This window comes from Pseudomonas pisciculturae, from assembly GCF_015461805.1.
In the GTDB taxonomy this organism is placed as follows: Bacteria; Pseudomonadota; Gammaproteobacteria; order Pseudomonadales; family Pseudomonadaceae; genus Aquipseudomonas; species Aquipseudomonas pisciculturae.
The window spans coordinates 574,374-595,889 of record NZ_JACVZE010000001.1; the positions used below are offsets into that span (position 1 = coordinate 574,374).

At 60.4% G+C, this 21,516-nt stretch carries 23 protein-coding genes; 18 read left to right on the forward strand and 5 right to left on the reverse strand.

The window, feature by feature from the left end; genetic code table 11:
* Window positions 1–27 precede the first annotated feature (27 nt).
* The 9 genes from ICY20_RS02555 (at window position 28) to ICY20_RS02595 (ending at window position 8,719) form a co-directional block, all read left to right on the forward strand.
* Window positions 28–1,029, forward strand: a complete 1,002-nt coding sequence (locus tag ICY20_RS02555; protein WP_159956679.1) for a diguanylate cyclase — start codon at window positions 28–30, stop codon at window positions 1,027–1,029.
* 239 nt (window positions 1,030–1,268) lie between these two features.
* Window positions 1,269–2,364, forward strand: a protein-coding gene (gene prfB, locus ICY20_RS02560; protein ID WP_122487826.1) for a peptide chain release factor 2 whose coding sequence is annotated in 2 segments (ribosomal slippage) — window positions 1,269–1,340 and window positions 1,342–2,364 — 1,095 coding nt in all. Because the reading frame shifts where the segments join, the coding sequence is not laid out codon by codon here.
* 108 nt (window positions 2,365–2,472) lie between these two features.
* On the forward strand, window positions 2,473–3,975 hold the full coding sequence (gene lysS, locus ICY20_RS02565) for a lysine--tRNA ligase (RefSeq protein ID WP_159956677.1): 1,503 nt from the start codon (window positions 2,473–2,475) through the stop codon (window positions 3,973–3,975).
* Between the two features lie 106 nt (window positions 3,976–4,081).
* Window positions 4,082–4,798, forward strand: a complete 717-nt coding sequence (locus ICY20_RS02570; RefSeq protein WP_159956675.1) for a TetR/AcrR family transcriptional regulator — start codon at window positions 4,082–4,084, stop codon at window positions 4,796–4,798.
* 148 nt (window positions 4,799–4,946) lie between these two features.
* Window positions 4,947–5,495 carry a hypothetical protein gene (locus ICY20_RS02575; protein ID WP_159956673.1) on the forward strand — a complete coding sequence of 183 codons (549 nt, stop codon included), beginning with the start codon at window positions 4,947–4,949 and terminating at the stop codon, window positions 5,493–5,495.
* Window positions 5,496–5,516: 21 nt separating this feature from the next.
* Window positions 5,517–6,794 (forward strand): flavohemoglobin expression-modulating QEGLA motif protein, encoded by a 1,278-nt coding sequence (locus ICY20_RS02580; RefSeq protein ID WP_194936860.1) that lies wholly within the window; start codon window positions 5,517–5,519, stop codon window positions 6,792–6,794.
* Window positions 6,795–6,978: 184 nt separating this feature from the next.
* A complete protein-coding gene (locus ICY20_RS02585; RefSeq protein WP_194936861.1) occupies window positions 6,979–7,884 on the forward strand; it encodes an alpha/beta hydrolase in 906 nt (301 codons plus the stop codon).
* Window positions 7,881–8,207, forward strand: coding sequence for a hypothetical protein (locus tag ICY20_RS02590; RefSeq protein WP_159956667.1), 327 nt, complete (start codon window positions 7,881–7,883; stop codon window positions 8,205–8,207). The genes ICY20_RS02585 and ICY20_RS02590 overlap by 4 nt, the downstream gene beginning before the upstream one ends.
* Before the next feature lie 185 nt (window positions 8,208–8,392).
* Window positions 8,393–8,719: a hypothetical protein gene (locus tag ICY20_RS02595; protein WP_194936862.1), complete on the forward strand. Its 327-nt coding sequence runs from the start codon at window positions 8,393–8,395 to the stop codon at window positions 8,717–8,719.
* 64 nt (window positions 8,720–8,783) lie between these two features.
* Here the strand turns inward: ICY20_RS02595 and ICY20_RS02600 are convergent, their stop codons facing one another.
* From ICY20_RS02600 to ICY20_RS02610, 3 genes are all read right to left on the reverse strand, one after another.
* Window positions 8,784–9,569 (reverse strand): OmpA family protein, encoded by a 786-nt coding sequence (locus ICY20_RS02600; RefSeq protein WP_194936863.1) that lies wholly within the window; start codon window positions 9,567–9,569, stop codon window positions 8,784–8,786.
* A gap of 55 nt (window positions 9,570–9,624) precedes the next feature.
* On the reverse strand, window positions 9,625–10,035 hold the full coding sequence (locus ICY20_RS02605) for a DUF4398 domain-containing protein (protein ID WP_185707453.1): 411 nt from the start codon (window positions 10,033–10,035) through the stop codon (window positions 9,625–9,627).
* 286 nt (window positions 10,036–10,321) lie between these two features.
* Complete coding sequence (locus tag ICY20_RS02610; protein ID WP_194936864.1) at window positions 10,322–10,666, reverse strand: pilin assembly protein; 345 nt, start codon at window positions 10,664–10,666, stop codon at window positions 10,322–10,324.
* A gap of 186 nt (window positions 10,667–10,852) precedes the next feature.
* On the opposite strand from ICY20_RS02610, the gene ppc reads away from it, so the two are divergent.
* From ppc to ICY20_RS02645, 7 genes are all read left to right on the forward strand, one after another.
* Window positions 10,853–13,480 (forward strand): phosphoenolpyruvate carboxylase, encoded by a 2,628-nt coding sequence (gene ppc, locus ICY20_RS02615; RefSeq protein WP_159956653.1) that lies wholly within the window; start codon window positions 10,853–10,855, stop codon window positions 13,478–13,480.
* Between the two features lie 284 nt (window positions 13,481–13,764).
* Window positions 13,765–14,412: an adenylate kinase gene (adk, locus tag ICY20_RS02620; protein ID WP_159956651.1), complete on the forward strand. Its 648-nt coding sequence runs from the start codon at window positions 13,765–13,767 to the stop codon at window positions 14,410–14,412.
* Between the two features lie 90 nt (window positions 14,413–14,502).
* Entirely contained in the window at window positions 14,503–15,189 is a 687-nt protein-coding gene (gene tsaB / locus ICY20_RS02625) for a tRNA (adenosine(37)-N6)-threonylcarbamoyltransferase complex dimerization subunit type 1 TsaB (RefSeq protein ID WP_159956649.1), read from the forward strand.
* A gap of 160 nt (window positions 15,190–15,349) precedes the next feature.
* Window positions 15,350–15,640, forward strand: a complete 291-nt coding sequence (locus ICY20_RS02630; protein ID WP_159956647.1) for a hypothetical protein — start codon at window positions 15,350–15,352, stop codon at window positions 15,638–15,640.
* Window positions 15,640–16,500: a DUF72 domain-containing protein gene (locus ICY20_RS02635; protein ID WP_194936865.1), complete on the forward strand. Its 861-nt coding sequence runs from the start codon at window positions 15,640–15,642 to the stop codon at window positions 16,498–16,500. The genes ICY20_RS02630 and ICY20_RS02635 overlap by 1 nt, the downstream gene beginning before the upstream one ends.
* A gap of 27 nt (window positions 16,501–16,527) precedes the next feature.
* Entirely contained in the window at window positions 16,528–17,355 is an 828-nt protein-coding gene (locus ICY20_RS02640; RefSeq protein WP_194936866.1) for an isocitrate lyase/PEP mutase family protein, read from the forward strand.
* Window positions 17,356–17,358: 3 nt separating this feature from the next.
* The gene (locus tag ICY20_RS02645) at window positions 17,359–18,057 is read left to right on the forward strand and encodes an extensin-like domain-containing protein (RefSeq protein ID WP_194936867.1); all 699 of its coding nucleotides are present in this window, start codon (window positions 17,359–17,361) and stop codon (window positions 18,055–18,057) included.
* Window positions 18,058–18,060: 3 nt separating this feature from the next.
* On the opposite strand, the gene ICY20_RS02650 is transcribed toward ICY20_RS02645, so the two are convergent.
* Complete coding sequence (locus tag ICY20_RS02650; protein WP_194936868.1) at window positions 18,061–18,681, reverse strand: energy transducer TonB; 621 nt, start codon at window positions 18,679–18,681, stop codon at window positions 18,061–18,063.
* 96 nt (window positions 18,682–18,777) lie between these two features.
* Here ICY20_RS02650 and ICY20_RS02655 point away from each other — a divergent pair, with 96 nt between their 5' ends.
* A complete protein-coding gene (locus ICY20_RS02655) occupies window positions 18,778–19,560 on the forward strand; it encodes a class I SAM-dependent methyltransferase (RefSeq protein ID WP_194936869.1) in 783 nt (260 codons plus the stop codon).
* 123 nt (window positions 19,561–19,683) lie between these two features.
* On the opposite strand, the gene ICY20_RS02660 is transcribed toward ICY20_RS02655, so the two are convergent.
* The gene (locus ICY20_RS02660; protein WP_159956635.1) at window positions 19,684–20,319 is read right to left on the reverse strand and encodes a TetR/AcrR family transcriptional regulator; all 636 of its coding nucleotides are present in this window, start codon (window positions 20,317–20,319) and stop codon (window positions 19,684–19,686) included.
* A 93-nt stretch (window positions 20,320–20,412) separates the two neighbouring features.
* On the opposite strand from ICY20_RS02660, the gene ICY20_RS02665 reads away from it, so the two are divergent.
* Window positions 20,413–21,513 carry an efflux RND transporter periplasmic adaptor subunit gene (locus ICY20_RS02665; RefSeq protein WP_194936870.1) on the forward strand — a complete coding sequence of 367 codons (1,101 nt, stop codon included), beginning with the start codon at window positions 20,413–20,415 and terminating at the stop codon, window positions 21,511–21,513.
* Window positions 21,514–21,516: the final 3 nt, after the last annotated feature.

Here is a 21,516-nt window from a genome sequence, read left to right on the forward strand (position 1 = left end):
TGCAGGTAGTAATTCAGGTGACTGCACATGAATGATTTACAGATCGACGACATCAAGACCGACGAAAACGCCGCCATGGTGTTGCTGGTCGACGACCAGGCCATGATCGGCGAAGCCGTAAGGCGTGGCCTGGCCCACGAAGAAAACATCGACTTCCACTTCTGCGCCGACCCGCACCAGGCAATTGCCCAGGCGATCCGCATCAAGCCGACGGTGATCCTGCAGGATTTGGTGATGCCCGGCCTCGACGGCCTGACCCTGGTGCGCGAATACCGCAACCACCCGGCGACGCAGAACATCCCGATCATCGTGCTTTCTACCAAGGAAGATCCGCTGATCAAGAGCGCCGCGTTCTCGGCGGGGGCCAACGATTACCTGGTCAAGCTGCCGGACAATATCGAGCTGGTGGCGCGCATCCGCTATCACTCGCGCTCCTACATGACCCTGTTGCAACGGGATGCGGCTTATCGCGCGCTGCGGGTCAGCCAACAACAGCTGCTGGACACTAACCTGGTGCTGCAACGGCTGATGAACTCCGACGGCCTCACCGGGCTGTCCAACCGCCGCCACTTTGACGAATACCTGGAACTGGAATGGCGCCGCGCCATGCGTGACCAGACCCAGTTGTCGTTGCTGATGATCGACGTGGATTTCTTCAAGACCTACAACGACAGCTTTGGCCATGTCGAAGGTGACGAAGCCCTGCGCAAAGTTGCTGCCACCATCCGTGAAGCTAGCAGCCGGCCTTCGGATTTGCCGGCGCGTTACGGTGGTGAAGAGTTTGCGCTGGTGCTGCCGAATACCTCGCCGGGGGGCGCGCGGTTGGTGGCCGAGAAGCTGCGCATGGCCGTTGCGGCGCTGAAAATCCCGCACATCGCGCCGACCGAGGGTTCCAGCCTGACCGTCAGCATTGGCCTGTCCACGGTGGTGCCCCAACAGGGCAGCGATTGCCGGCAGGTGATATTGGCGGCGGACAAGGGGTTGTATACGGCCAAGCACAATGGTCGCAATCAGGTGGGGATCGAATAGTCTGAATTCACCGCAGGTCAAAATGTGGGAGGGGGCTTGCCCCCGATAGCGGTGGTTCAGTGGCAAATGTGCTGGCTGATGCACCGCAATCGGGGGCAAGCCCCCTCCCACATTTGGATCTTCATTGGTTATCAGGTTGCCGATTAACCCCCGCCTTTTCGCCAAGCGGGCTGCCGCTGCCCCCCGTTTGCCGTTATACTCGCCGGCTTTCAAAAGTTCGCCAACGAGTGCTGCCCGCCATGGAAATCAACCCGATCCTTAACACCATCAAGGACCTGTCCGAGCGCTCCGAAACTATTCGGGGGTATCTTTGACTACGATCAAAAGCATGAGCGTCTGACCGAAGTCAATCGCGAGCTTGAAGATCCTGCTGTCTGGAACAAACCTGAATACGCCCAGGAACTGGGCCGCGAGCGCGCTGCGCTGGCGCAGATCGTCGATACCCTCGACGAGCTGAACACCGGTCTGGCCGATTGCCGTGACCTGCTGGACATGGCCGTCGAAGAAGACGATGAAGGCGCAGTGGGCGATGTCGTCGCCGAGCTGGCCCGTCTAGAAGAAAACCTCGCCAAACTCGAATTCCGCCGCATGTTCAGCCATGAAATGGACCCGAACAACGCCTACCTGGACATCCAGGCCGGCTCCGGCGGCACCGAGGCCCAGGACTGGGCCAACATCCTGCTGCGCATGTACCTGCGCTGGGCGGATAAACGCGGTTTCGACGCCACCATCATGGAGCTGTCCGCCGGTGAAGTCGCCGGTATCAAGGGCGCGACCGTGCACATCAAGGGTGAATACGCCTTTGGCTGGTTGCGTACCGAGATCGGCGTGCACCGCCTGGTGCGTAAAAGCCCGTTCGACTCCGGTAACCGTCGCCACACCTCGTTCAGCGCGGTGTTCGTCTCGCCAGAGATCGACGACAAGGTCGAAATCGAGATCAACCCGGCTGACCTGCGTATCGACACCTACCGTTCCTCCGGTGCCGGTGGTCAGCACGTAAACACCACCGACTCGGCCGTACGTATCACCCACGTACCGACCAACACCGTGGTCAGTTGCCAGAACGAACGTTCCCAGCACGCCAACAAAGACACCGCCATGAAAATGCTGCGGGCCAAGTTGTACGAGCAGGAAATGCAGAAGCGCAACGCGGCTTCCCAGGCGCTGGAAGACACCAAGTCGGATATCGGCTGGGGTCACCAGATTCGCTCGTATGTGCTTGATGCGTCGCGGATCAAGGATCTGCGCACTAACATCGAACGCAGCGACTGCGACAAGGTGCTCGACGGCGACATCGACGAATACCTGGAAGCCAGCCTGAAATCGGGCCTGTAACACATGCTATGCGGGATTGGCTGACACCCCCGATCCCTGTGGGAGCGGGCTTGCCCGCGATCCCCAGCCGCAGGCTGGGGCAACGAACCTGATGGAAAATTTAAAGACATGAGCGACCAACAACTCGACCCGCAAGCCCTGCAACAGGAAGAAAACTCCCTGATCGCCCTGCGCAAGGAAAAGCTTGCTGCCGAGCGCGCCAAGGGCAATGCCTTCCCGAACGACTTCCGCCGTGAACACTACTGCGAAGACCTGCAGAAGAAATACGCGGACAAGACCAAGGAAGAGCTGGCAGAGGCTGCAATCCCGGTCAAGGTTGCCGGTCGCATCATGCTCAACCGTGGCTCGTTCATGGTGATCCAGGACATGACCGGTCGCATCCAGGTCTACGTCAACCGCAAGACCCTATCTGAAGAGACCCTGGCCTCGGTGAAAACCTGGGACATGGGCGACATCATTGCCGCCGTCGGCACCCTGGCCCGTTCCGGCAAGGGCGACCTGTACGTTGAAATGACCGAAGTGCGCCTGCTGACCAAGTCGCTGCGCCCACTGCCAGACAAGCACCACGGCCTGACCGACACCGAGCAGCGCTACCGCCAGCGCTACGTTGACCTGATCGTCAACGAAGACGTGCGCCACACCTTCCGTGTGCGCTCGCAGGTCATTGCGCACATCCGCACCTTCCTGATGCAGCGTGACTTCCTCGAAGTCGAAACCCCGATGCTGCAAACCATCCCGGGTGGTGCCGCAGCCAAGCCGTTCGAAACCCACCACAACGCGCTGGACATGGAAATGTTCCTGCGTATCGCGCCGGAGCTGTACCTCAAGCGCCTCGTTGTTGGCGGCTTCGAGAAAGTGTTCGAGATCAACCGCAACTTCCGTAACGAAGGCGTTTCGACCCGTCACAACCCCGAATTCACCATGTTGGAGTTCTACCAGGCTTACGCCGACTACGAAGACAACATGGACCTGACCGAAGAGCTGTTCCGCGAGCTGGCGCAGCTGGTGTTGGGCAGCACCGACGTGCCGTACGGCGACAAGGTGTTCCACTTCGGCGAGCCGTTCGTGCGCCTGTCGGTGTTTGATTCGATCCTCAAGTACAACCCTGAGTTGACTGCTGACGACCTGAACGACATCGACAAGGCCCGCGCCATCGCCAAGAAAGCCGGCGCCAAGGTGTTGGGCTTCGAAGGCCTGGGCAAACTGCAGGTGATGATTTTCGAAGAACTGGTGGAGCACAAGCTGGAGCAGCCGCACTTCATTACCCAGTACCCGTTCGAAGTGTCGCCGCTGGCCCGTCGCAACGATGACAACCCGAACGTCACTGACCGTTTCGAGTTGTTCATCGGCGGCCGCGAAATCGCCAACGCCTACTCCGAGCTTAACGATGCGGAAGACCAGGCCGAGCGCTTCATGGCCCAGGTGGCCGACAAGGACGCCGGCGACGACGAAGCCATGCACTACGACGCCGACTTCGTACGCGCCCTGGAATACGGCATGCCGCCAACGGCCGGTGAAGGTATCGGCATCGACCGCCTGGTGATGCTGTTGACCAACTCGCCGTCGATCCGCGACGTGATCTTGTTCCCGCACATGCGGCCACAAGCGTAAGCGTAGCGAAATCCGAAGCCGCCTTTTATAAGGCGGCTTTTTTATGTGGCGTTATTAAGCGTCAAGCAAACAGCGCCAGGTTTTGATCTATTCAAGGATGTGTGTCGTGAACCGCGTAATCGCTCAGGAAGGCGCCGCCGGCATTGCCGCCGCCGTGGTTGAAAGCGTCCAGTACCAGGGCCGCAAGGCCAGTCGTCGGGGCAGCGAGCAACGTAGGCAGGACATTCTCGATGCGGCCATGCGCATCGTGGTGCGCGATGGCGTGCGCGCCGTGCGCCATCGGGCGGTGGCGGCGGAGGCGGGGGTGCCGCTGTCGGCCACCACCTACTATTTCAAGGACATCGATGACCTGCTCACCGATACCTTTGCCCAATACGTCGAACGCAGCGCTGCCTTTATGGGCAAGCTGTGGGTGCGCAACGAAGGCCTGCTGCGGGAGATGGTCGCCTATGGCGATGGCAGCACGGAGTCGCGTTCCCAATTGGCCGATGACATTGCTCGGTTGACCGCTGACTATGTGCTGCGCCAGCTGATCAACCGTCGCGAACACTTGATGGCCGAGCAGGCCTTCCGCCAGGAGGCGCTGTTGAACCCGCGCCTGGCGGAATTGGTGCGCTCCCACCAACAGATTCTGTTGCAGGGCACGGAGCAGTTTTTCCAAGTGCTAGGCTCTCGGGAGCCACAGCAGGATGCCAAAGTGTTGACGGCGATAATCAGTCGGATGGAATATCAGGGCCTGCTGGGCAGCGCAGAGTCACTGACCGGTGAAGAGATGCTTGAGATCCTCAAGCGTTATATGCAGTTGGTGTTGGCTTCGGTGTAGCTATTTACAGCATCTGCTTTGTGTGGGAGGGGGCTTGCCCCCGATAGCTGCCTGTCAGTTGATGAATCAGGTGACTGACCCACCGCTATCGGGGGCAAGCCCCCTCCCACATAAAGCGGTTCTACAAAAAACTGGCGTGGAGTACTCGATGAAAAGCTGGCGTATTGCGGTCATCGCTTTGTCATTCCTGCTACTGAGCGGTTGCCTGGTGACCTTCAAAAAACCACTGCCAGCCCATGAAGCCGCGCCGAAAGGCTTGCTGGGCCAATGGTCGAGCAAAAACGCCTGGGGTGAGCCGCTCAACCTGCACATCACCAGCGCCGGTGGCCAGCGCTATAAAGCCGTAAGCTACCCTACAGCCAAACCCGACCAGCGTGATGAGTACCTGTTTACGGTGTCGCGCCATGGCAGTCGTTGGTATTTCTCGGCGCCATTGCCGGCCAAACTCGGCGGGCAGTTCATCCTGGGCGGCTTCGAATTCAACGAAAAACACGAATTGGTGGTCTACAACCTGGACCTGGACGCGATCCACCAGGCCATCGACCAGAAGCGCTTGCAGGGCAGCCCTGTGGAAACCGTCGAAGGCGACGGCGTAAGGGTGGACAGCCCCATGGACCAGGTATTCACCTACCTGGATGACCCGGCCAATGCCGATGTGTTCGTTGAAGCCGTGCGCTACCAGCGCGCGGGCAAATAACGTTTAAAGAGGAAGCACCGGGTGGACGATTACCAGCAGACGATACGCACCTTGTCTGATCGCATTGTGCTGGCGCAAACACCGATTCGCGTCCTCGACGCCGTGAAGTGGGACGAAAGCATTCGCCAAGGGTTCCTCAAGGCCAAGGGCAAGGAAATGCCGGCCGTTAGCCGCGACTATTACCTCAACCGGCCGCTATCTTTCGACTCCAGCGCGGTAAAGCTGGAGTTCCAGAACATCGAGCGCGACATCACCCGCCGCCTCGGCCAGTTCAGCCCGGTGGGGCAGATCATGCGTCGCATGTGCCGGGAATACCGCATGGTGGTGCGCATGCTCGAAGCGCGGGGCACCGAGGACTTCGGCCTGATCTCCCAGGAGCTGTACGGCGCCGCCTCCGATGCATTCCACGCCGGCGACCCGACCTTGGCCGACCTGGGCCTGATGCTCTCCGATTACCTGAACAACATCGACGGCCGTGGCGATTTGAAAGATGAGGCCAAGACCCTCACCGCCAAAGATGCCGTCGCCTTGTTGCAAACCCGTCTGAACAAGGTGTTTGGCGAGGCCGAAGAAACCATTCGTGTGTTCGAGTCCGACGGTATCGTCGCCGACGCCGCAGCGGGCGCCGACTACATCAAGATCCGCGCCGACGCGATGTTCAACGACCGTGACGTACGCGCGCTGGAGGTCCACGAAGGCCTGGTGCACGTCGGCACCACCCTCAACGGCCAGAACCAGCCGATCTGCACCTTCCTGTCCAAAGGCCCGCCGTCTTCTACCGTGACCCAGGAAGGCCTGGCGATTTTGATGGAGATCATCACCTTCGCCTCCTACCCCAGCCGCCTGCGCAAACTGACCAACCGCACCCGTGCCATCCATATGGTGGAGGAGGGCGCCGACTTCCTGCAGGTGTTTGAATTCTTCCGCGAGCAAGGCTTTGAAATGGCTGAAAGCTACGGCAATGCCAGTCGCGTATTCCGTGGCTCGGTGCCGACCGGTCTGCCGTTTACCAAGGATCTGTCCTACCTCAAGGGCTTTATCATGGTCTACAACTACATCCAGCTGGCCGTACGCAAAGGCAAGCTGGAACAAGTGCCGCTGTTGTTCTGCGGCAAGACCACCCTGGAAGACATGCGCACCCTGCGCCAACTGGTGGACGAAGGCCTGGTGGTGCCGCCCAAGTACCTGCCCGACCAGTTCCGCGACATGAACGCGTTGGCGGCGTGGATGTGCTTCTCCAACTTCCTTAACCACCTGAGCCTGGATCGGATTGAGGCGGATTACTCCAATATTCTTTGATCGGTTTTCCTGAAGAAACCGGATCAGAACTGTGGGAGGCTGGTGTGGGAGGGGGCTTGCTCCCGATTGCAGTGTGTCAGTCAATTGATATGTGTCTGACTCACCGCAATCGGGAGCAAGCCCCCTCCCACATAGGGATCTCCATTTGCTCGGATATTTCGAGTCAATCAAGAGGCTTCAACGGATGAGAATCCTCGGCATTCTGTGCCTGCTACTCACTTTGCACGGCTGCAGCTCCCTGCTGTTCTACCCCGAGCCGGGCCTGCCGTTCACGCCCGAAAAGGCCCGCCTGCAATACCGCGACGTCACCCTCACCACTGCCGACGGCGTAAAGCTCCATGCCTGGTGGCTACCAGCAAAACCCGGCGTGCCGCTTAAAGGCACGGTGCTTCACCTGCATGGCAATGGCGGCAACCTGGCCTGGCACTTGGGGGGGAGTTGGTGGCTACCCGAACAGGGTTACCAAGTATTGCTGGTGGACTATCGCGGCTATGGCCTGTCCGAAGGCAAGCCTTCATTGCCGGCGGTCTATCAGGACATCGATGCAGCCTTCAAGTGGGTCGACAACGCGCCCGAGACTCAAGGCCAGCCGCTGATTGTGCTGGGCCAGAGCCTGGGCGGCGCGTTGGCCGTGCACTACCTGGCAGAGCACCCGCAACGCCAATCCCAGCTCAAGGCCTTGGTGCTGGACGGCGTGCCCGCCAGTTATCGTGACGTAGGACAATTCGCCCTGAGCACCTCCTGGTTAACATGGCCCTTCCAGGTGCCCTTGTCCTGGCTGGTGCCGGACGCCGACAGTGCGATCTACGCCATTCCCCAGCTGACCGGTGTGCCCAAACTGTTGTTCCACAGCCTGGATGACCCGATCGTTCCGTTGGCCAACGGCATCCGCCTGTACCAGGCCGCGCCGCCGCCAAGGGTGTTGCAACTGACCCGCGGCGGCCATGTGCAGACGTTTGCCGACAAGACCTGGCAAACCGTGATGCTGCGGTATCTGGACGACCCGCAGCACTTCAACGGCCTACGCCGCTTGGGCGAAGTTCCGAATTACCCCATTCCTAAAGTCGATTCATCAGAGAGCCCGCAATGAGCGAAGAACGCAACATGATCCCGCTGATCCTCACTGGCATTGGCACCATCATCGGCACCGTCGGTTGCCTGTGGTTCTACGGTTACCTGCACTTCGCCAAACCGCAAGATGCGCTGCTGCTGAGTGACTTCACGATGCTCAAGACGGTGCCGGGCGAGGACTACAAGATTTCACTGACGCCGGCCGCCCAGGTCGCACAGTGTGTCGACGGTGTGCTGGTGATGTTTGATACCGAGCAGAAAGGCCTGAGCGGTGTGTTGGTGAACAACAAGAAACAGGCCGTTCGTTGTCTGGGGCAGGAAACACCGCAGTTGGCACAATAGCGACACCCACGTACGAAACATGCACATTGGTCGTGCGTGAAGGCTGTGGCCTCTTGTCGATTTCTGGTTCAAGGAATGTCAGGGGAATATTGCAGCGGAACCAAGTTGGATTGAACACCACAGATTTCGGACTGATCGGCAGCGCTGATCGGACCACGGTGTTTTCCAATTTGGAGTCAGCAAGTATGAATATGAGCATTAACCCCCAGTTTTCTCAGGGCAGTGTGGGCGGCGCCGGTGAGTCAGGCGGTAACCAGAAAGAGATCGATGCTCTAAAGAAACAGATCAAGGGCTTGGAGGAGCAGATAGCCGCCAAAAGTGAGCAGGGTTCGGGTGGCGCTCAAGGCGGTGGCGGTGAAGAAGACCCGTTGCAGCAGTTGCTGAAGATGTTGAAAGAGGCACTGGAGAAACTCACGGGCGGCCAAGGCGCCGGTGACTCCGCTGGCGCAGAAAGTGGAGGCGGCAAAATTCAGGCGGTAGTGGAGCAAACCAAGGCATCGATCGGTTTCTGATTAACGCTAAATAAAAAAGAACCCCGCTCATTCAGGCGGGGTTCTTTTTTACTGCATCAAACGATCAGTTAGCGACAGAAGACCGTGGCGCAACCGGCTGATTATCGTTGGAGATGGTCACCTCAACGCGACGGTTCATGGCGCGGCCCGACACGCTGCCATTATCGGCAACTGGGTATTCCTTGCCGTAACCCTGGGTCACGATGCGCGAAATGTCCACACCTTGCTGAGCCAGTGCGCGTTGCACAGAAGCCGCACGGCGCTCGGACAGGCTCTGGTTGTACGAATCGGAACCGGTGCTGTCGGTATAGCCTTCGACGATCACTTTACGGTCCGGGTTATCGCGCAGGAACTGCGCCAGCTTGGTGATGTTCACCAGGCCACTGGATTTCAGGTCGGACTTATTGGTGGCGAACAGCACATCACCAAAGGTCACCAGCGTGCCGCGATCGGTCTGCTTGGCATTGAGGCTGTCTTGCAGCTGCTTGATCTGCGCGTCACGGGCTTCAAGCAGTGCGCGGGCACGTTCGTCGCCAGCGTTTTTCAGCTTGGCTTCCGATTCACGCAGCACAATGGTGTCTTTGGCCACTTCAACGCGCTGGTTGGTCAGGTAGGCCAGTTGGTCGACTTTCTTCTGGTCTTCTTTATCGCGAAAAGCCTTGTCGGCTTTATCCAGCCATTCGCTGGCGTCTTTAGTTTCCAGCGCCGCAACTTTGGTGGCTTGCGGGTTGGCTTGCAGGGCCGAGTAGTTGGTCCGTGCGTTTTCCAGGTTCGCGTTCGGCGGGGTGGAGCAGGCCGCCAGGGCAACGCTCATCGCCAGCAGGGCAGGGATCATCAATTGTTTACGCATAGTCGTGTCGTCCTTTCAATTCGATATCGGGTGCAATGCAGTCAGTGGCGGCGGGTTATGGCTGTTTGATCACAGCGGGGCGCATGCCTTCCTGACGCAGCTCCTGAACAGCTTTCTGGGAGTCCTTCACAGCCTGTTCAGCCTTGGCGGCCTGGGACTTGCGCTCTGCAACGCGAGCGTCCCATTCAGCTTGTTCGGCCAGGCGACGGGCTTCGTCGTAGTTCTTGTCGTGCATGGCGATTTCGGCTTGTTTGAGCTTGTCCTGGGCCGACTTCATCTCTACGGCCGCGTACTCGGTGCCGCCGGCGCTGACGGCGCTGTTCACGGCCGATTGGGTCACGGCGTACTGCTCGGTCGGTGGGTTGCCGGCGCAGCCCGCCAGAACGAAGCTGGTGCCGATCGCCAGCGCGGCCAATTTAAGCCCGCGCAGGTGGTTAAACGAGGATTTGGCAGTGCTGGTCTTCATCGTCTTCAACTCCATTGGATAACTCCTGAAAAACTTCAAAATCCATCGTGCGAGGTCGGCTGCGGGCCCGGCGGGTAAGGCACATGACGCCAGTTCAAACGGCCGTTCCAAGTGATGGCTTACTGGTTGTGACCGGAGGCTTTTTTGAATAGTTCAGAGAAGATGGCGATTTGCCTAAAAAAATATCTGACTGATCGGTCAGTGCTAAAAAGTTGGAACTTCTGCGTTGCGCAGGGGTACGCCGGGCCTGGTTTTGGCCCGGAATAGAAGGGGTTTGAACGCGGTATCAGTGCTTTTGTTCGTCGGCGCTGGCCGACAAATCATGCAGGTAGCGGCGCGACAATGTGAGGAATTTAGGGGTAGGGCCGACGTCCTCGTAGAGCGGGTCGCCCTCTTCATCGGTGGCAATCACCTGCTGGCCCTTGATGTACGGGAAGCTCGCTTCCAGCTCTTCCAGGGCGGCGCCGATCAGTTCGCCGAGCAGTTCTTCGGTACTGCGTTTTGGGTACATCTCGGCGATGGCCGCTAGCCTTGCGGCGGACTCCATATCCAAATGAATGGCATATTCAGTCTTGGTCAAGCGACCCTTGGCGTTCTCTTCCCAATGCTGGGCCAGTTCTCGAATTTTCATGGCAACCTCAATAAAGCCCGGGATGGCAGGCGGTGATGAGTGACCGGTCGCAGGTGTGGATAAACACAGGCGACTCAAGTGTTGAGACTAGCTGCAAGTCACAAGGTTTAAAGTCTTGTCATAAAACGACGCTGGCGGCACTCTGGCAGACCTGCGCGTCCCGGATTTCTGGCTGGAGATTGGCTGATGAGTGATATCGATGCACGCTTGCGTGAGGATGTTCACCTGCTGGGTGAACTGTTGGGTAATACGATTCGAGAGCAGTACGGCGATGAATTTCTCGACAAGATCGAGCAGATTCGCAAAGGCGCCAAGGCCGACCGTCACGGTGCTGGTGATGAACTGAGCGCCAGCCTCAATCAGTTGCAGGAAGATGAGCTGCTGCCGGTGGCCAGGGCCTTCAACCAGTTTCTCAACCTGGCCAACATCGCTGAGCAGTATCAGTTGATTCACCGGCGCGACGAGTCGCAGCCAGCGCCGTTCGAGGCGCGTGTGTTGCCCGAGTTGCTGGCCCGCCTGCAAAGCGAAGGGCACAGCAACGAATCCCTGGCCCGCCAGTTGGGGCGCCTGGAGATCGAGCTGGTGCTCACCGCGCACCCCACCGAAGTGGCGCGTCGCACCCTGATCCAGAAATACGATGCCATCGCCGCCCAACTGGCGTTGCAGGACCACCGCGACCTCACCACGGCCGAGCGCGAACAGATTCGCGAGCGCCTGCAACGCCTGATCGCCGAAGCCTGGCACACCGAAGAAATCCGCCGCACCCGGCCCACCCCGGTAGACGAAGCCAAGTGGGGCTTTGCGGTGATCGAACACTCGCTGTGGCACGCCATCCCCAACTATTTGCGCAAGGCCGACCAGGCCCTGCACGCCGCTACCGGCCTGCGTCTGCCCCTGGAAGCGGCGCCGATTCGCTTCGCCTCGTGGATGGGCGGCGACCGTGATGGCAACCCGAACGTCACCGCACCGGTCACCCGCGAAGTGCTGCTGCTGGCGCGCTGGATGGCCGCTGATTTGTACCTGCGCGATATCGACCACCTGGCCTCCGAGCTGTCGATGCAACAGGCCAGTCCGGCCTTGCAGGCCAAGGTAGGCGACAGTGTTGAACCTTATCGCGCCTTGCTCAAGCAACTGCGTGAACGCCTGCGCGCCACGCGCCAATGGGCGCACACCGCGTTGAGCAGCAGCACCCCGGCGCCTGCCGATGTGCTTCAAAACAACCGCGACCTGCTCGACCCATTGGAGCTGTGCTACCAGTCGCTGCATGAATGCGGCATGGGCGTTATCGCTGACGGCCCACTGCTCGACTGCCTGCGGCGTGCCGTGACCTTCGGCCTGTTCCTGGTGCGTTTGGACGTACGCCAGGATTCCAGTCGGCATTCGGCGGCCATGACCGAGATCACCGATTACCTCGGCCTGGGCCGCTATGAAGACTGGGATGAAGACGCGCGCATCAGCTTCCTGATGAAGGAGCTGGCCAACCGTCGACCGTTGTTGCCGGGTTATTTCAAACCCTCGGCAGACACCGCAGAAGTCTTGAACACCTGTAAGGAAATCGCCGCTGCGCCGGCCGCCTCCCTGGGTTCGTATGTCATCTCCATGGCTGGCGCTGCGTCAGACGTACTCACCGTGCAACTGCTGCTTAAAGAGTCGGGCGTGCTGCGGCCCATGCGTGTCGTGCCGCTGTTCGAAACCCTGGCCGACCTGGATAACGCCGGCCCGGTGATCGAGCAACTGTTGCTATTGCCGGGTTACCGCGCGCGGTTGCATGGCCCGCAAGAAGTCATGATCGGCTATTCGGATTCTGCCAAGGACGCTGGCACCACCGCAGCCGCTTGGGCGCAGTACCGGGCGCAGGAACGGTTAGTGGAAATCTGCCGCGAGCAACAAGTGGAATTACTGCTGTTTCACGGTCGCGGTGGCACCGTGGGCCGTGGCGGCGGCCCGGCTCACGCGGCGATCCTGTCGCAGCCGCCGGGCTCGGTGGCGGGGCGGTTCCGTACCACCGAGCAGGGTGAAATGATCCGCTTCAAATTCGGCCTGCCAGATATCGCCGAGCAAAACCTCAACCTCTATCTGGCCGCGGTACTGGAAGCCACCTTGCTGCCACCGCCGCCACCGGAGCCGGCCTGGCGCCATTTGATGGATGAATTGGCGGCAGACGGTGTCAGCGCTTATCGCGCCGTCGTGCGGGAAAACCCGCAGTTCGTCGAATACTTTCGCCAATCCACCCCAGAGCAAGAGCTGGGTCGCTTGCCCTTGGGCAGCCGCCCCGCCAAGCGCCGTGCGGGCGGGATTGAAAGCCTGCGCGCCATCCCGTGGATCTTCGGCTGGACCCAGACCCGCCTGATGTTGCCGGCCTGGCTCGGTTGGGAAGCCGCTCTGACCAAGGCGTTGGCGCGTGGCGAAGGTGACCTGTTGGGGCAGATGCGCGAGCAGTGGCCGTTCTTTCGCACCCGTATCGACATGCTGGAGATGGTGCTTGCCAAGGCCGACGCCGATATCGCCGAGCTCTATGACGAGCGCCTGGTACAGCCAGACCTGCTGCCATTGGGCGCGCACTTACGCGACCTATTGTCGCAGGCCTGCGATGTGGTGCTTGGCCTGACCGGCCAGTCGCAACTGCTTGCCCACAGCCCGGACACTCTGGAGTTCATCCGCCTGCGCAACACCTATCTGGACCCGTTGCACTTGCTGCAAGCCGAGTTGCTGGCGCGCTCGCGTCAGCAGGAAGCAGCACAGGACAGCCCTCTGGAACAGGCGCTGCTGGTGTCTGTAGCAGGTATTGCCGCTGGGTTGCGCAACACGGGCTGAAGTTTTTTGCGTGTTCTCAATGGCTTGCAGAACAACGGCGCCGGCCGCCCCAAAAAAGGCGGTCGGCGTTTGAGCGAGTGGGTTGCACTCAGGCACACCCTACCTATGAAGCATGCCCTGCGCGGGTTCCTGCGACTTTTGGCGGCTTGTATGGATAGGGCCCGCTGTGTATCTTGATCAGCCTTTGGCCGTTTGATCGGCCTGGAACCACACTATTTTTTACGCGATTGGCCCCACGCGGCGAATCCGAGCGTCATCTCTATAAAAAATTGAGGAGCACATCAATGCGCGTCATTCTGCTGGGAGCTCCCGGGGCCGGTAAAGGTACTCAGGCAAAGTTCATCACTGAAAAATTCGGCATTCCACAAATCTCCACCGGCGACATGCTGCGTGCTGCCGTCAAGGCCGGCACCGAGCTGGGCCTGATCGCCAAGAGCGTGATGGACAGCGGTGGCCTGGTTTCCGATGACTTGATCATTAACCTGGTCAAAGAGCGCATCAGCCAGGAAGACTGCAAGAACGGTTTCCTGTTCGACGGCTTCCCACGCACCATTCCCCAGGCTGAAGCCTTGGTGAAGGCGGGCGTTGAGCTGGACGCGGTAGTCGAAATCGCCGTTGAAGATGAAGAGATCGTGCAGCGCATTGCCGGTCGTCGCGTTCACGAAGCCTCGGGCCGCGTGTACCACACCATCTACAACCCGCCAAAAGTGGAAGGCAAGGACGATGTCACCGGCGACGAGCTGGTACAGCGTAAAGACGACACTGAAGAAACCGTGCGTCATCGCCTGTCGGTCTACCACTCCCAGACCAAGCCGCTGGTGGCGTTCTACCAGGACCTGTCTGCTGCACAGGGCAAGCCGAAGTACAGCCACATCCCAGGTGTTGGCTCGGTTGAAGCGATCACTGCCAAAGTGCTGCAAGCACTGAGCTGATTGCTTGACTCGCTTCACGTATAACGGCCCGCTTGCGGGCCGTTGTTGTTTATACTGGCGCACTTTTTTTCGACTTGGACACCTACACCGATGAGCACCCTGCTGGCCCTGGACACCGCGACTGAAGCTTGCTCCGTTGCCCTGCTGCATGATGGCAAGGTCACGAGCCACTACGAGGTGATCCCGCGTCTGCACGCGCAGAAGCTGTTGCCGATGATCAAGCAACTGCTGGAAGACGCCGGTACTACCTTGGCTGCGGTAGATGCCATCGCCTTTGGCCGTGGGCCGGGCGCCTTCACCGGCGTGCGCATCGCCATCGGCGTGGTGCAGGGCCTGGCGTTCGCGTTGGAGCGCCCGGTATTGCCGGTGTCCAATTTGGCTGTACTGGCCCAACGCGCCCTGCGTGAGCACGGCGCTCATCAGGTGGCGGCGGCCATCGATGCACGCATGGATGAAGTGTATTGGGGCTGTTATCGCGAAATCGCCGGCGAGATGCGCCTGGTAGGCGTCGAAGCGGTACAACCACCCGAAGCATCCGTATTGCCGCAGGATGCCAGCGGTGACTGGTTCGGTGCGGGCACCGGTTGGGGTTATGGCGAGCGCATCGCCGTACCGTTGGTGGGCCAGGACGCCTCAATGCTGCCCCACGCTGAAGACTTGTTGACCCTTGCGCGATTTGCTTTTGAGCGCGGCGAAGCGATTCCTGCCGACCAGGCTGCACCGGTTTACCTGCGCGATAAAGTCGCTCAGACCAAAGCTGAGCGCGGGATTATTTGACGCCAAAAATGCTGGAAATTTGGGGTTAAATTCACCAATCGTCAGAATTTGCCCCCGCTTTTAAACCTTTTTCAAATTATGTGTTCTAGTTATCACCAGAGCATTTGCGCGTTATGGATGGCGCCACTAAAATGCCACTACTGATAGCGAGTTCGCGCCCATGCGTATTGATGGCTTTTCCTCACAGTCGTACCCAATCAAGCGTAAGCCACGCAAGGCAAACGCCACGGTGGACGATTCCGTCGAGGATTCGCCGGACTTCATCGAAGTCCAAGCCGACGCCCAGGCCAGTTCCCAGGCACGCATCAGCGGCCTTCCTGCCCGACAGCAAGACATGGTCTTCCCGCGCTCCATGAGCAAAAGCGTTGCCACCGCCCTGGCCAGCTACCTGACCACCGCCGGCTTTGTCGAATGGGATATGGAAGTGCTGGGCCTCGACATCCATATCTGATGCGCCTGCCTTACTTCATCGGCTGCCCGTCCTGGAGTGAAAACGCCTGGCGCGAGTACTTTTACCCCGCCGACGCCCGTTCCAGCGACTACCTCGCCCTCTATTCCCAGGTTTTCAACGCCGTTGAAGGCAACACCACGTTCTATGCCCGGCCTTCGGCCGCCACGGTGCAACGCTGGGCCGAGATAATGCCCGCCGATTTTCGCTTCACGGCCAAGTTTCCCGGTGACATCAGCCACGCGGGTGACCTGCGCGAACAGTTGCCGGCGGCCGAGAGTTTTGTCGGCTTGATGAGCCCATTGGGTGAGCGTGTTTCACCCCTGTGGCTGCAACTGTCGGCAAGTTTTTCACCCCAGCGTCTGGGCGAACTGGCCGGTTTCATCGATGGCCTTGAGCGCCCGTTGGCGGTAGAAGTGCGCCATCCTGAATTCTTCGCCAAGGGCGATGCCGAGCGCACGCTCAACCGCTTGCTGCGTGACCGCGGCGTTGAACGGATCTGCCTGGATTCACGCCCGCTGTTCAGTTGCACGTCCACCTCGGCGGCGGTGCTGCATGCCCAATCGAAGAAACCCAAGGTGCCGCCCCGGCCCGCCGCACTGACGTTGTTTCCCCAGGTGCGTTTTATCGGCCATCCGGAACTGGAGGCCAACGACCCGTTCTTGATTCCCTGGGTGGAAAAAGTCGCCGGGTGGATTGAAGAGGGCCGCACGCCCTACGTGTTCCTGCACACCTCGGATAACCGCCTCGCCGCCCAGCTAGCCTTGCGCTTTCACGACAAGCTGATGGCTCGCCTGCCTGGCCTGCCAGCGCTGCCGACCCTGGCCCGGCAACCCGCAGCGGAGCAACTGGGGTTACTCTAGGGCTCCTTTTTTCGCCTGGAGTCAGACATGGATGCTCAAACCCTTCGCGCCGAAACCTTCAAGGCCCTTCATGAGCGCGATCGCGCATTCGTGATGCCCAACCCGTGGGACGCGGGCTCGGCCATCATGCTGGCCAGCCTCGGTTTTGAAGCATTGGCTACTACCAGTGCGGGTTATGCGTTCAGCCTGGGGCGGCCGGATGCCGAGGGGGCATTGTCGCTTGAAGACACGCTGGTCAATGCGTCGATGATCGTGCAGGCCACGGCATTGCCGGTGGCCGCAGATTTGGAAAACGGTTTCAGCGACACCCCCGAAGGCTGCGCCCAGGCTATCCTGCGCGCGGCGGCTACGGGCGTCGTCGGCGGCTCCATCGAGGACGCTACCGGTATCGCGGCAGACCCGATCTACTCGTTTGATTTGTCCGTCGAGCGTGTGCAAACCGCTGTCGCCGCCGCCCGCAGCCTGCCATTCCCCTTCACCCTCACTGCCCGCGCCGAAAACCTCCTGCATGGTCGCCTGGATTTGCCCGACACCATCCGCCGCTTGCAAGCCTACGCCGAAGCCGGTGCCGACGTGCTGTATGCACCGGCCCTGCGCAGTGCCGAAGAGGTGCTGGCGGTGGTCAAGGCGGTCGCACCCAAGCCGGTGAACGTGTTGATGTCTGGCGGTTTGAACCTCAGCGTGGCGCAGTTGAGCGAGATGGGCGTGCGGCGGATCAGCGTCGGTTCGGCCCTGGCATTGGCAGCGTATGGCGAGTTCTACCGGGCGGCGCAGGAGGTGTATGAGTTGGGCACCTTTACCTTTACTGAGCGCAAGATGCCGTTCAGCCAGGCCAATCAGTTTTTCAAGGACTAAGCAGTGCGCTTTTTCAAAGTGGTGAGTGTGCTGCTGTTGCTGGTGGGTGCATTAGCGATTGGCGTATGGCGTGGTTGGGTCCCGTTACGCGCAGAATGGAACCCGTGGGCGCCGCTGGATGTGCGCGCCAGCCCCAACCTGCTGACGCGTTACAAGCTTGGGCGTTTGCAGGATGACCCGGCGCTGTGCGACCAAGTGCTGAAAACCTCCGGGTTGCGCGTTAGCCATCAAGCCGATACGCCCCCCGATGCGGCCTGCCCCTTGCGCAATACGTTGCGCGTGCAAGGTGCAGACGTGGGTTTAAGCAGCAGCTTTCTCGCCAGTTGCCCACTGGCCGTGGCCTTTGCCCTGTTCGAGCGCCATAGCCTGCAACCGGCGGCTCAAGCGGTATTCGGCCAGGCGGTGACGCGGGTCGATCACCTGGGCAGCTTTGCCTGTCGCAATATGTATAACCGTGCTGAGGGTAGGCTCAGCCAGCACGCTTCGGCCAACGCGCTGGATATTGCCGGTTTCCGCCTGGCGGACGGGCGCAGCATCAGCGTGCTCAAGGATTGGCCGGGGGATGGGGCGAATGCGCGGTTTCTGCGACAGGTGCGTGACAGCGCCTGCGATGATTTCAATGTGGTGTTGAGCCCGGATTACAACGCCGCGCACCGTAACCACTTTCATCTGGATATGGGGCGTTGGTGGGTGTGTCGCTGAGTGTCAGGCGGCCAGGCGCAGGTTCTGGGTAATCAGTGGGCGTGCCCAGTAGTAGTCGAAGTCCAGGGCCTTCTGCTGTGCGACCAGCTCTTCGGCTGGGTACGGCTCGGCGGCTGGTGGCAGCAGGTCCAGTTCGAACTCGGCGATGGGCAGGTGCAGTGGGCGCGGTTGCGGCGCCGCGCCAGGTTCAGGCAGCGGCTGGCCGGCGGTCAGCACGATGGGGCGAACCCAGCCGCTGTCGAAGTTTTGCTCGCGCTGTTGGGCGACGATTTCTTCGCCCGGGAACGGCGTCGCGGCCGGTGGCAGCAACTCGGTCTCGAATTCGGCAATCGGCAGGAACAGCGGCTCAGGTGGGGCGATTTCGGTCTCTGTCACATCGCACTCACGCTGGGTGAGGATCTGTGACAGCAGGTCGGCGCCAGCGCTGGGCTCTATTGCCGGGTCCAGCGGTTCTGGCGCTTGGGCAGCCAGCGCCAGCGGCGTATCGCCGAGCTGCTCGGCCAGCGCGCGGGCGAAGAAGTCCTGCCACACATGACTCACCCCGGCCAGCGCTTGGGTATTGCGCAGGCCGTAGTGGTTGTGGGTCGGCAGTACACCGATGGTTAGGGGAAGAATGTCTGACATTTTTCTCGGTCGACGCTCAGCTCTGGCAAAATACCTGACTGTTTTTTTTATCGGCCGATGTTTGCCGATCCTTAATATTTTTGAGCGTAGTGATTGATGAGCGAACAACCAGCAGCCAGCCGCATCCAGGTCGAGGCCATGGGCGAAGGTTTTAAGGCGCGTGCCGAGCAATGGGCATTGCAGCTCGGTCTGCCGCTACAGCTGGACGACGCGGAGTTTTCCCTGCAAGTCGGCGAGCATGGCCTACAGCTGCAACAGCTCGGACCTGACGCGCCGGGGCCGGTGCGGGTCGACTTCGTAGAAGGCGGCGCAGCGCATCGACGCCTGTACGGCGGGGGCAGCGGGCAGATGATCGCCAAGGCCGTAGGCGTCGCCCAAGGCGTGCGCCCACGGGTGTTGGACGCCACCGCCGGCCTGGGCAAGGACGCCTTCGTGCTCGCTAGCCTGGGTTGCGAGATGAACCTAATCGAGCGCCAGCCGCTGATCGGCGCCTTGCTCGAAGACGGCCTGGCACGCGGTGCGGATGACTTTGAAGTGGCGCCGATCGTGGCGCGGATGAAACTGCTCAAGGGCAATTCCATCGAGGTGATGCGCAATTGGGAAGGCGAGCCGCCCCAAGTGATTTACCTGGACCCGATGTTCCCGCACCGTGAGAAAACGGCGCTGGTGAAGAAGGAAATGCGCCTGTTCCGGCCATTGGTGGGCGATGATCCGGATGCGCCGGCCTTGCTGGCAGCGGCGTTGGCCCTGGCCAGCCACCGGGTGGTGGTCAAGCGCCCGCGCAAGGCGCCGTGTATCGAAGGGGCCAAGCCGAGTCATGCGTTGGATGGGAAGTCCAGTCGGTATGATATCTACCCCAAGAAAGCGCTCAAGCCTTAGGCCTTTGTGAGTCTTGCGGGCCTCATCGCGGGCAGGCCCGGCTCCCACATTTTGATCTGTGAATACCTTCAAATGTGGGAGCTGGCTTGCCTGCGATAGCGTCAGCCCAGGCAACACAAGGCTTCAGCCCCGATAAGCCCGCATAAACAACCCCACCACATCCTGCACATGCGCCTCGGCGGCCTCTTCACTCAACTGCCCACCACAGCCATACAGCAAGCAAAAATTCGCCGTGCCCTTGAGCAAGCAGAAGAAGTGCTCGGCTGCCGTAAACGGCTTGTCTATGCTCAACGCACCGCTCTGGTGGATCTTGCCGAGCAAGCGCTCCATGCCTTGCAGCATGCGCATCGGCCCGGCTTCAAAGAAGATCTGTGAGAGTTTCACGTCCTGATTGCCGGTGGTCATCATCAGGCGATGCAGGTTTACCGACTCCTCGCTGTTGATCAGGCGATGGAACCCCCGCGCAATATTCAGCAGCACCGTCTCTACGGGCATGCCGATCGGCAGTTCGAAGTACATCACCGGCAATTGTTCCTCGCACGTCGCCACGACAGCGGCGGTGAACAAGGTTTCCTTGTCGGTGAAGTGGCTGTAGACGGTCAGCTTCGACACGCCCGCTTGCAGTGCCACCGCGTCCATGCTGGTGCTGGCATAGCCATTACTCAAAAACAGGATTTTCGCTGCTTCGAGGATTGCCTGGCGTTTTGCCATGTCCTTGGGACGCCCAGGGCTGTTGGTGTTTACAGGATTGTCGGACATTGTGATGTTTATTACTGGACTGGTGAGTTTGGTATTAATAACATACCGGCCAGTATAATTATTCCTAGCTCCATTAGCGAAAGGTCCTTCAGCATGCGCAGCATTTTTCTGCCCTTTGCGTTGCCTGTCAGCCTGGTTCTCTTCCTGTCCGCCTGCGGCCATGAAGACGCGGCCCAGACTACCGTCCGCCCGGCCATGGTGGTGCAGCCACAGCCGTCGGCACAGTCGGCCGACAGCTTCCCCGGCGAAGTGCGCGCTCGTTATGAGCCGGACCTGGCCTTTCGCATTGGCGGCAAGGTCAGTAAACGCCTGGTGGAGGAGGGCGAGCGAGTGAAGGCCAACCAGCCGCTGGCCGAACTCGACCCTCAGGACGTGCGCCTGCAACTTGAGGCCACCCGAGCCCAGGTTGCCGCCGCCGAGGCCAACCTGAGTCTGGTGCGCGCCGAACGTGACCGCTACAAGACCTTGCTGGACCGTCAGATGGTCAGCCGCTCCCAGTATGACAATTCCGAAAACCTCTACCGATCCGGCGAAGCACGCCTCAAGCAGATCAAGGCCGAGTTCGACGTCGCCAGCAACCAGGCGGGTTACTCCGTACTGCGCGCGCCCCAGGATGGCGTGGTCGCCAAGCGTGCGGTGGAAGTCGGCCAAGTGGTCTCCGCCGGCCAGACCGTCTTCACCCTGGCCACCGATGGCGAGCGCGAAGTGCTGATCAGCTTGCCGGAGCAAGGTTTTGGCCGCTTCAAGATCGGCCAGCCGGTGGCGGTTGAGTTGTGGAGCCAGCCCGACCAGCGCTTTACCGGGCGCATTCGTGAGCTATCACCGGCGGCTGATCCGAAGTCACGCACCTTCGCTGCCCGTGTCGCGTTCACCGGCGGCAAAGTCCCGGCTGAACTGGGTCAAAGCGCACGGGTTTTCATACAGGCCGACGGCGTTATTCCATTGTCGGTGCCGCTGTCTGCCCTCAGTGCAGAGAACGGCGCGTCCTACGTCTGGCGCGTGCAGCCGGACAACACCCTCAAGCGCACACCCGTGCGTATCGGCGCCTTCGGTGAAAAAACCGTGCCGGTGCTGGAAGGCTTGGCCCCCACCGACTGGGTGATCGCCGCCGGCGTGCATGTACTCCATGAGGGCCAGCAAGTGCGCCCGGTGGATCGCTCCAACCGAGTGGTCAATCTGGCGGCCAAGGAGTAATCC

What these genes read in the sequence shown, in the direction of transcription:
- ICY20_RS02555 (WP_159956679.1), top strand. Translation starts at nt 28, where the DNA reads ATGAATGATTTACAGATCGACGACATCAAGACCGACGAAAACGCCGCC.
- lysS (WP_159956677.1), top strand. Translation starts at nt 2,473, where the DNA reads ATGAGCGACCAACAACTCGACCCGCAAGCCCTGCAACAGGAAGAAAAC.
- ICY20_RS02575 (WP_159956673.1), top strand. Translation starts at nt 4,947, where the DNA reads ATGAAAAGCTGGCGTATTGCGGTCATCGCTTTGTCATTCCTGCTACTG.
- ICY20_RS02585 (WP_194936861.1), top strand. Translation starts at nt 6,979, where the DNA reads ATGAGAATCCTCGGCATTCTGTGCCTGCTACTCACTTTGCACGGCTGC.
- ICY20_RS02590 (WP_159956667.1), top strand. Translation starts at nt 7,881, where the DNA reads ATGAGCGAAGAACGCAACATGATCCCGCTGATCCTCACTGGCATTGGC.
- ICY20_RS02595 (WP_194936862.1), top strand. Translation starts at nt 8,393, where the DNA reads ATGAATATGAGCATTAACCCCCAGTTTTCTCAGGGCAGTGTGGGCGGC.
- ICY20_RS02600 (WP_194936863.1), bottom strand. Translation starts at nt 9,569, where the DNA reads ATGCGTAAACAATTGATGATCCCTGCCCTGCTGGCGATGAGCGTTGCC.
- ICY20_RS02605 (WP_185707453.1), bottom strand. Translation starts at nt 10,035, where the DNA reads ATGAAGACCAGCACTGCCAAATCCTCGTTTAACCACCTGCGCGGGCTT.
- ICY20_RS02610 (WP_194936864.1), bottom strand. Translation starts at nt 10,666, where the DNA reads ATGAAAATTCGAGAACTGGCCCAGCATTGGGAAGAGAACGCCAAGGGT.
- ppc (WP_159956653.1), top strand. Translation starts at nt 10,853, where the DNA reads ATGAGTGATATCGATGCACGCTTGCGTGAGGATGTTCACCTGCTGGGT.
- adk (WP_159956651.1), top strand. Translation starts at nt 13,765, where the DNA reads ATGCGCGTCATTCTGCTGGGAGCTCCCGGGGCCGGTAAAGGTACTCAG.
- tsaB (WP_159956649.1), top strand. Translation starts at nt 14,503, where the DNA reads ATGAGCACCCTGCTGGCCCTGGACACCGCGACTGAAGCTTGCTCCGTT.
- ICY20_RS02630 (WP_159956647.1), top strand. Translation starts at nt 15,350, where the DNA reads ATGCGTATTGATGGCTTTTCCTCACAGTCGTACCCAATCAAGCGTAAG.
- ICY20_RS02635 (WP_194936865.1), top strand. Translation starts at nt 15,640, where the DNA reads ATGCGCCTGCCTTACTTCATCGGCTGCCCGTCCTGGAGTGAAAACGCC.
- ICY20_RS02640 (WP_194936866.1), top strand. Translation starts at nt 16,528, where the DNA reads ATGGATGCTCAAACCCTTCGCGCCGAAACCTTCAAGGCCCTTCATGAG.
- ICY20_RS02650 (WP_194936868.1), bottom strand. Translation starts at nt 18,681, where the DNA reads ATGTCAGACATTCTTCCCCTAACCATCGGTGTACTGCCGACCCACAAC.
- ICY20_RS02655 (WP_194936869.1), top strand. Translation starts at nt 18,778, where the DNA reads ATGAGCGAACAACCAGCAGCCAGCCGCATCCAGGTCGAGGCCATGGGC.
- ICY20_RS02660 (WP_159956635.1), bottom strand. Translation starts at nt 20,319, where the DNA reads ATGTCCGACAATCCTGTAAACACCAACAGCCCTGGGCGTCCCAAGGAC.
- ICY20_RS02665 (WP_194936870.1), top strand. Translation starts at nt 20,413, where the DNA reads ATGCGCAGCATTTTTCTGCCCTTTGCGTTGCCTGTCAGCCTGGTTCTC.